The 8,860-nt window shown below is 62.3% G+C and carries 5 protein-coding genes and 2 pseudogenes; 3 read left to right on the plus strand and 4 right to left on the minus strand.

What is annotated here, in order from left to right; all coding sequences use genetic code 11:
• Nucleotides 1–58: 58 nt before the first annotated feature.
• From ACQKJZ_RS16320 to ACQKJZ_RS16330, 3 genes are all read right to left on the minus strand, one after another.
• The gene (locus ACQKJZ_RS16320) at nt 59–2,722 is read right to left on the minus strand and encodes an excinuclease ABC subunit A (protein WP_427732392.1); all 2,664 of its coding nucleotides are present in this window, start codon (nt 2,720–2,722) and stop codon (nt 59–61) included.
• A gap of 391 nt (nt 2,723–3,113) precedes the next feature.
• Entirely contained in the window at nt 3,114–4,223 is a 1,110-nt protein-coding gene (locus ACQKJZ_RS16325; protein WP_009823889.1) for an S-(hydroxymethyl)glutathione dehydrogenase/class III alcohol dehydrogenase, read from the minus strand.
• Nucleotides 4,224–4,323: 100 nt separating this feature from the next.
• On the minus strand, nt 4,324–5,313 hold the full coding sequence (locus ACQKJZ_RS16330) for a zinc-dependent alcohol dehydrogenase family protein (RefSeq protein ID WP_009823890.1): 990 nt from the start codon (nt 5,311–5,313) through the stop codon (nt 4,324–4,326).
• A gap of 138 nt (nt 5,314–5,451) precedes the next feature.
• On the opposite strand from ACQKJZ_RS16330, the gene ACQKJZ_RS16335 reads away from it, so the two are divergent.
• Both ACQKJZ_RS16335 and ACQKJZ_RS16340 read left to right on the plus strand, forming a co-directional pair.
• Nucleotides 5,452–6,030, plus strand: coding sequence for a TetR/AcrR family transcriptional regulator (locus ACQKJZ_RS16335; RefSeq protein WP_198382195.1), 579 nt, complete (start codon nt 5,452–5,454; stop codon nt 6,028–6,030).
• 73 nt (nt 6,031–6,103) lie between these two features.
• A complete protein-coding gene (locus ACQKJZ_RS16340; RefSeq protein WP_037543873.1) occupies nt 6,104–6,934 on the plus strand; it encodes an aldo/keto reductase in 831 nt (276 codons plus the stop codon).
• Nucleotides 6,935–7,673: 739 nt separating this feature from the next.
• Here ACQKJZ_RS16340 and ACQKJZ_RS16345 read toward each other — a convergent pair.
• Nucleotides 7,674–8,633, minus strand: a pseudogene (locus ACQKJZ_RS16345) (tyrosine-type recombinase/integrase); the annotation flags it as partial.
• Here ACQKJZ_RS16345 and ACQKJZ_RS16350 point away from each other — a divergent pair.
• Nucleotides 8,627–8,860: pseudogene (locus tag ACQKJZ_RS16350) on the plus strand (GTP-binding protein); the annotation flags it as partial. The pseudogenes ACQKJZ_RS16345 and ACQKJZ_RS16350 sit on opposite strands and share 7 nt — an antisense overlap.

Genomic DNA, 8,860 nt, shown 5'->3' on the forward strand with positions numbered 1-8,860 from the left:
TCCTCCTCGAATTCCTTCGTGAAACGTCGCTGCTTCGTCATCGAGTTCGCCTTTCACCTCAAGGGAACTCTCCACTTTTCCGGGGCAAGTCCAGACTGCCTTCCGCTTCCGCAACGACGCCAGGGACGCCGCTGGCAACGATACGGCCTCCATCTTCCCCGGCCCCCGGTCCCAGGTCGATGATCCAGTCGACCTGTGTGATGGCGCGCATGTCATGTTCGACGACTACGACGGTATTGCCGGCGTCTACGAGGCCCTGCAGGTGTTGCATCAGCCGATCGCCATCGGAGGGGTGAAGCCCCGAAGTTGGCTCGTCGAGGATGTAGATCGTGTTGCCGCGTTGAGCGCGTTGCAGTTCAGTCGCCAGCTTGATGCGCTGCGCCTCCCCGCCAGACAGCTCGGTCGCCGGCTGACCGAGCCTCAGATAGCCAAGACCGATCTCCCGCAACACGTCGAGCGAGCGCATCACAGATGCCTCGCCAGCGAAGAAATCGCACGCATCGTCGACAGTCAGTTCGAGCACCTGGGCGATATTGCGCCCGTTCCATTCGACTTCGAGCGTTTGCGGGTTGTAGCGAGAGCCATGACAGGTCGAGCACGGGGCAAAAACGCTCGGCAGGAACAGCAGCTCCACCATGACGTATCCCTCGCCCTCGCACACAGGGCACCGGCCTTGCGCGACGTTGAACGAGAACCTTCCCGGGCTGTAATGCCGCCGGCGGGCGAGCGGCGTATCAGCGAAGATCCGTCGCACATGGTCGAACATGCCGCTGTAGGTGGATAGGTTCGAGCGCGGCGTGCGGCCGATCGGTTTCTGATCGACCCGCACCAGCCTGCGAACATGCTCCATGCCTGCGACAATGCGTCCTTCAGTGTCGTTCTGCGCAACATCGAGCAGCGGATCGATATCCTCCTCCTCGGCCGCGGGGGAGCCGCCGAGGTGTTCCGTGACGAGCTCGGGCAGCGCCTGACTGACAAGACTGGATTTGCCCGATCCCGAAACGCCGGTGACAGCGGTGAAGCAGCCGATGGGAAACTCGACGTCAAGACCATGGAGATTGTTCCGCCTGATCCCTTCCAGGCGTAGCCATGCCTTGGGATCGCGCGGTGTGCGCTCACTGCGGAGCGGCTCTGCGAACAGGTAGCGGCGGGTGATCGAAGTCTCGACGTCGGCAAGCCCCTCTATCGGCCCGCTGTAGAGGACTTCACCGCCCTTTTCTCCGGCTCCTGGCCCGACATCGACGAGCCATTCCGCGCGGCGGATCACGTCGAGATCATGTTCGACGACGAACAGGGAGTTGCCCGCCGCCTTGAGACGCTCGAGGATGGTGAGCAAGGCTTCGCCATCTGCCGGGTGCAACCCTGCCGAAGGCTCGTCAAGCACATAGACCACGCCGAAAAGCTGTGACGACAATTGCGTGGCAAGCCGCAAGCGCTGCAGCTCTCCGGAGGAGAGCGTCGGCGTGCTGCGGTCGAGCGAAATGTAGCCAAGGCCAAGATCGATCAGCGGCTCTAGCCGCTCGATCAATTCGCAGGCAAGGCGTTGGGCGGCGATCCGCTTCTCGTCGGAGAGATTGGGCGTGCGGCGTACGTCGGGCGCGCTCTTGTGCGCAGAGCCGCCCGCGGCAACCCGTTGTTCGACCGCTGCATCGCGGGCCGCTTTTTCCAGAACATGGCCCTTTGAGGGGGCGGAGACTGCCCCATATTCGCCATGCGCGACGGGGATCAGCAAGTCCTTCAGCTTGAGCACCGTCAGGTCGCCGAACTCGGCAATGTCGAGGCCGGCGAATTTGACCGACAGGGCTTCGCGCTTCAGGCGCTTGCCGTTGCAGGTCGGGCAATCGCGGCCGATGATATATTGCGAGACGCGCTTCTTCATCAGCGCGCTTTTAGTGTTGGCGAAGGTTTCCAGCACATAGCGGCGCGCGCCGGTGAAGGTGCCCTGGTAGCTCGGCTCCATGCGGCGCTTGAGCGCCGTCCGGGTCTGTTCGGGCGTCAGGCCCGCATAGACCGGCACCGTCGGCGCCTCTTCAGTGAAGAGGATCCAGTCGCGATCCTTTTTCGGCAGGTCGCGCCACGGCGTATCGACGTCATAGCCGAGCGAAACGAGGATATCGCGCAGGTTCTGGCCATGCCAGGCGGCCGGCCAGGCGGCGATCGCTCGATCGCGAATGGTGAGGCTGTCGTCAGGAACCATCGTCTCTTCGGTCGCGTCATATACGCGCCCGATGCCGTGACAGGTCGGACAGGCCCCCGCCACCGTGTTGGGGGAGAAATCCTCCGCATAGAGCATGGGTTGATGGCGCGGATATTCGCCGACGCGCGAATAGAGCATCCGAACCAGGCTGGAGAGAGTCGTCACGCTGCCGACCGAGGATCGTGCGTTGGCCGAGCCGCGCTGCTGCTGCAACGCGACCGCAGGCGGCAAACCGTCGATCGCGTCGACCTCCGGCACGCCGGCCTGGTCGATCAGGCGACGGGCATAGGGCGCAACCGATTCCAGATAACGCCGCTGGGCTTCGGCATAAAGGGTGCCGAACGCGAGCGATGACTTGCCCGAGCCCGATATGCCGGTGAACACCACGAAGGCGTCGCGCGGTACATCGACGTCAATATTTTTGAGGTTATTCTGGCGCGCGCCGCGAACCTGCACGCAAGCGGGCGGCCCCCTATGCCCATGATCGGTGGCCGGTGTGGTCGCGTGAATATCCTTGCTCTTCAATTCAGTCTTCCTGCCCTATACGCCCGTGCGGCCCGTGGTTCATCACAGTCGGGTAACAGATGAATGCATTTCCGAATCAATACATCCAACGGCCAGGCTGGCCCGATATTCGGCACCTTCGAAATATTTTTCCAGCATTAGACAAAGGTAACGACAAAACCATTTTTCCCGTGGGGTCGCGCGACGAGGCCACACACTCCGCTGGTAAGCGCCCGGGCCAGGCGGCCCTGGTTTGTGCCGCTGTCGGCATGTAACGACCGCACTTCGGCGCTTTTTACCGCATCGCGACGCGTTGCCCATTTGCCAGAGCGCGCGTCATCATGGCCGGGGTCGGGCCATGATGACGGCCGAGTTGTCGATCCGAGCGCCTCGGCCGCTTCGGATCGGCGGGTCAGTAGTGAATGACCGTGCGGATCGACTTGCCTTCGTGCATCAGTTCGAAGGCCTCGTTGATGTCTTCCAAACCCATCGTGTGGGTTACGAATGGGGCCAGATCGATATCGCCTCTCATCGCGTCCTCGACCATGCCGGGGAGCTGTGTCCGTCCCTTGACGCCACCGAAAGCGGACCCCTTCCATACGCGGCCAGTGACGAGCTGGAATGGGCGGGTGGAGATTTCCTCGCCCGCGCCGGCAACGCCAATCACGATCGACTGACCCCAGCCACGGTGCGCTGATTCAAGCGCGGCGCGCATGACGTGGACGTTGCCGATGCACTCGAAGGTGTGATCGATGCCCCAGCCCGTCATCTCGATCAGCACTTGCTGGATGGGCTTGTCATGGTCCTTGGGGTTGATGCAATCGGTCGCACCGAACTGGCGTGCCAGCTCGAACTTGGACGGATTGGTGTCGATGGCGATGATGCGACCCGCCTTCGCCTGGCGCGCACCCTGAATCGCCGCGAGGCCGATGCCGCCGAGGCCGAACACGGCGACCGAGTCTCCGGGCTGGACCTTGGCGGTATTGTGGACTGCGCCGATGCCGGTCGTGACGCCGCAGCCGAGCAGGCAGACATGTTCGGGGTTTGCCTCGGGATTGATCTTGGCGAGCGAGACTTCGGCGACGACAGTATATTCACTGAAGGTTGAACAGCCCATGTAATGATAGAGGGGCTGACCATTGTACGAAAAGCGGGTGGTCCCATCGGGCATCAAGCCCTTGCCCTGCGTTTCGCGGACAGCGACGCACAGGTTGGTCTTGCCCGACAGGCAGAAGTCGCACTTGCCGCACTCGGCGGTATAGAGTGGAATCACGTGATCGCCCGGCCCGACGCTGGTGACGCCTTCACCGACCTCGACAACGATGCCCGCGCCCTCGTGGCCCAGAACCACCGGGAAAACACCCTCCGGATCACTCCCCGCCAGCGTGTACGCGTCGGTGTGGCACACACCGGTGTGCGTCACCCGTATGAGGACTTCGCCTTTCCGGGGTGGGGCGACATCGATCTCGACGATTTCGAGTGGCTTGCCCGCCTCGAAGGCTACAGCGGCGCGAGATTTCATGTTGGGATACCCTCGTTGAGTTAAACTGATTGCTGGTGCGAGGCCGTTGCGTCAGCGCAAATTCGTGGGGGAGCGATCGCTCACTCCCCCGGTATGCCGGTCAGACCGTAACGACGACCTTGCCGATCTGGTCGTTCGATTCGAGGAAGCGGTGAGCGTCCTGGATGGCGTCGAGCGGGAAAGTGCGCGCGATCCGCGGCTTGAGCGCGCCCGATTCCAGACCCGCCACGATGAACGCCTTGGCGCGATCGAGGGCGGCATCGTCCGAGACGATCTCGCTGTAGAGATACCCCTTGAGCGTGAGGCTCTTGCCCAGCACGGAGAACAACGGGAACGGCGTCGGTTCGCCGCTGAGCGCGCCATATTCGAGCAGGATGCCGCCGCGTGCCATGCTCTCGGTCAGCGGCTCGAACGACGGGCCTCCGACCGGATCGAGCACCACGCGCGCACCCTGACCATCGGTTATCTCCATCACCCTCGCTACCAGGTCCTCTTCCCCGGTCGCGACGACATGATGCGCACCGGCATCGATCAGGGCCTGGCGCTTGGCGCCGGTACGCGTCGTCGCGATTACCGTCGCGCCGACCATCCGCGCAATCTGGAAGGCCGCAAGGCCGACGCTGCTGGAGGCAGCTGTGACGATGACGAAATCGCCCTCGCCGAGTTTCGCCTGCTCCACCAGTGCACCCCAGGCGGTGACATACTGCATCCACACGGCCGCCGCTTCCTCGAACGACAGCGCCGCCGGATGCTTGACGACGAGGCGGGCGGGCACGTTGGCGACCTCGCCATAGGTGCCCCAACGCGCGATATCGAGCGGGGGGATGACGCTGACGGCTTCGCCTTCCGCAAACCCGGTAACGTCGGCGCCGACCGTAACGACAGTGCCGGCAGCCTCATAGCCAAGGCGGCTCGGGAACTCGGCTTCCTGAAGGTAGGCATGGTTGCGGAACATCACCTCGGCGCGGTTTATGCCTATCGCCTTCACCGCGATCTGCACTTCGTCGGCCGCGGGAGCGGGGACTGCCACATCTTCAATCCTGAGGACGCTGGCGTCGCCATATTCGTGGATACGGACGATGCGGCTCATTGGAGACTCCTTGATTATTTAATGATCGTTCTGTAAGGGAGCGGACCACCCGTTTCAAGATATTATTTATCGATCGTTCCATATCGTGCATCAGAGATGACAGAGACGAAAGCCCGTCGCCGCGCAGGTCGCCCTCGTGTGTTCGACACTGACGCTGCGCTCGACAAGGCGGTGCGGCTGTTCTGGCAGCGCGGCTACGAGGCGACATCGATGGCCGATCTGGTGGCGGAGACTGGCGTCGCCGCCGCCAGTCTCTATGCAGCGTTTGACAACAAGGCGGGGCTGTTTGCGGCGGTGATCGAACGTTACGCCGCGACGTTCAGCGTCCACCTCTATGCACCCATCAACGATCCGGCGTTGTCCACCTACGAAGCCGTCAAAGGCCTGCTGGAACGAGCGGCGTCATCATTCTCGGAACCTGGAACGCCGGCCGGCTGCTTCATGTATTCGGCAGCGGCAGCCGTTTCGCCGGCGTCCGCCGCCATCGAATGCCTGCTGCGCGACAAGCGGATCGCGGCGGAGGCCCTCCTGATCGAGCGTCTGCAACGCGGCGCCGCGCAGGGCGAGCTTGCGGCCAACACCGATCCGGCCGTGCTAGGCAAATTCATCAATACGGTCATGGAAGGCATGTCCGTTCAGGCGCGCGACGGCGCTACGATCAACGAACTGCTCTCCATCGCCAAAATGGCGCTCGATCGATGGCCGGCCGCGATATGATCGTTTCATGGTGGTCATCTGCCAATCTGCCCCCCGACCGAACAGTCGAACTCATCTCATAGGACGAAAGCACATGAAACACGTGACATTGCCCGGCGGGGAAGTGGTTCCTTCACTGGGTCAAGGCACCTGGAAGATGGGCGAACGTGCCGAGCGCCGATCCGATGAGATCGCCACGCTACGCGCCGGTGTCGAACTGGGCGTGACGCTCATCGATACCGCCGAAATGTACGGCGATGGTGCGGCGGAAACGCTGATATCCGAGGCGCTGGGCAGCGTTCGCGACCAGTTGTTCCTCGTCAGCAAGGCATATCCGCAGAACGCATCGCGCTCCCGCCTTGCCGATGCATGCGAGGCGAGCCTGAAGCGGCTCGGCACCGACCGGCTGGACCTCTACCTGCTCCATTGGCGGGGATCGGTGCCGCTCGCTGAGACTGTGGAGGCATTGGAGGCGCTCAAATCAGCGGGGAAAATCAGGCATTGGGGTGTCAGCAATCTCGATACCGACGATATGGACGAGCTTATCGCTGCCGTCGGGGATGGCTGCGTGACCGATCAGATCCTCTACAATCTGGTCCGGCGAGGCCCCGAATTGGACCTGCTGCCGTGGCTCGCCGAGCATAACATACCGGTTATGGCGTATAGTCCCGTCGAGCAGGGACGACTTTCAAGCCATCCCGCACTCGAGAAGATCGCAGCCGAGGTCGGTGCAACCCCTGCCCAAGTGGCACTCTCCTGGACGTTGCGGCACGATGGCGTCATCGCCATCCCGAAAGCGAGTTCGATTGCACATGTGCGGGAGAACCGCGCGGCCGCAGATATCGTGCTCTCCGACGCCGACATTGCGACACTCGATGCGGAATTTCCCAGGCCACGCGACCGCCGTCCACTCGAGATGCTTTAGCGTCAGATGACGATATTATCGCTCGAAGGAACAGAACGCAAACCGGATCGGCGGTAGGCGCTCAGCGGTGCGGTGATCGGACCAGTGTCGACACCGCTATCGAGCGGGTGCTGCGCGACTGACGGTTCGAGCACCAGGCCTATCGCGCCCCTGGCCCCAATCTGCTCTTAGCCTCCACGAATAACCGTCTGACCGTTCTTACCGTCTATGGGGCGTATCCGAGCTGGCAGGGCATCCAGCCAAGGGCGTCATTCTTGTCCATCGGGCGCTCGGGCGGCCTAGCTGTCAGCACGACACCGCGCTGCCTGAGTTTCCGAGCTGCCATCCCAGCGTGCGCCGCTGGCGGGAAGGTGAGCCGATTACTCGCTCAAGCTCAGTTCGACAGAGCGCAGGCCATGAACCGTTCACTGCACTGCAGCGCCGAATTAGCGCTCTGCTACCTAGAGAGCTGCTTAGCAAAAAAAATGCTCTCAATAGCCCGATCTCGCAAGCTCAGTATCTGATTTACGAAAAAGGGAAATGTGGTGGACGCACTAGGGCTCGAACCTAGGACCCGCTGATTAAGAGTCAGCTGCTTGACGGCAGCTTTAGCCGATTTCTCCCCAAAAGAGGACGGTCAACAATCGGCCCACTTTCTGCCGATCTGTGATGCCAGTCAGGCAAACGATGTATGTCGGCTCCAGACAGGAGCTGCCATCCGATCTATCAATTTGGAACGGCAGCACTGTCCCAAACTCAGTCATTCCAGCTTGCGAGACAGGCGACCAACCGCTCCTGCTTCGGCCGCTAAATTACGATTATAGGCGAGCGGCATGCGGGGACTTTTCCAGCGCAGCGCGTCCATGATCCCGGCCAAATCTTCGCCCGCGACGAACAGGTCCTGATTAAGACCCACCCGCGTCGAATGAGCGCTTATTCCCTTCAGCAGTCGGGCCAGATCGTCAGCGGTAAGGTCGCCCAATGCGCCGCGATCGAACGCACGCTGAATGATTGCCCGCCAGATCGGGCCGATCGATCCCGGATGGAGCGCCGCGGCGCCGATGTCATACTCGACCCGCGCCTTCACAGCGGGCTTGGACAGCGTCTTGCGCAGATCCCAAGTCTCACGGCCCGAGATGCTGTCGATCGAACGACCCTTCACAGCCGCCCGCGCTTTGTAGCGCCGTACCTGCACCCGCCGGAACAACGGCCCCGCGTCGATCCCAGCGGCCTCTCTCCACGCCGCGACAGCCCGCACAGAGCGGGGCGACAAATAGGCTGTGGCTCCCTCGCCCTCCTGATCGCCTTTGCTTCGCGCGATGGCGAGGAGGCGCGCTTCGGGATCAAGCGCCTCGAGAATGTCATTGATGCTGATTGCGACGAGCTCCGATGCACGGAGCCCCGTGTCATAGGCCACCGACAACAGGGCTCGGTCCCGCAGGCCTGGCAGATCGCCCGCGCACGCCTCCAGCAAAGCTCGCACATTCAGTCCGCGAGGACTGTCGCGCTCCACGTCTCGCACTGGCCCCTTGAAGCGCAAGGGACGCGCCTGAGCCTGCGCGGTGCCCTTCTCGCGCCGGATCGCGCGTAGCCGCAGCTTCACGAGATCAGCCTGGGTGGGATCCTTGAGATCAAGCAGCTGATGGATCTTGGCGATCGACGCCTTGTAGCGGCCAAGCGAGGCGGGCTTGGCCCCCTGCCCTGCCCGCGCGTCGGCGTATTACCATCACTTCTGCAGCGACTACTGCTTTCTGGTCTGGTATGGCCAAGCAGTTCGAACCGCATCGCGTAAACATCATCGACACCCCAGGGCACGTTGACTTCACCATCGAAGTAGAACGTTCCATGCGTGTGCTGGATGGCGCGGTAATGGTTTACTGTGCTGTTGGTGGTGTTCAGCCACAGTCTGAAACCGTATGGCGTCAGGCTAACAAATACAAAGTGCCA

Origin of the sequence: Sphingomonas sp. NPDC019816, from assembly GCF_050274375.1 — a bacterium.
Lineage (GTDB): Bacteria > Pseudomonadota > Alphaproteobacteria > Sphingomonadales > Sphingomonadaceae > Sphingomonas.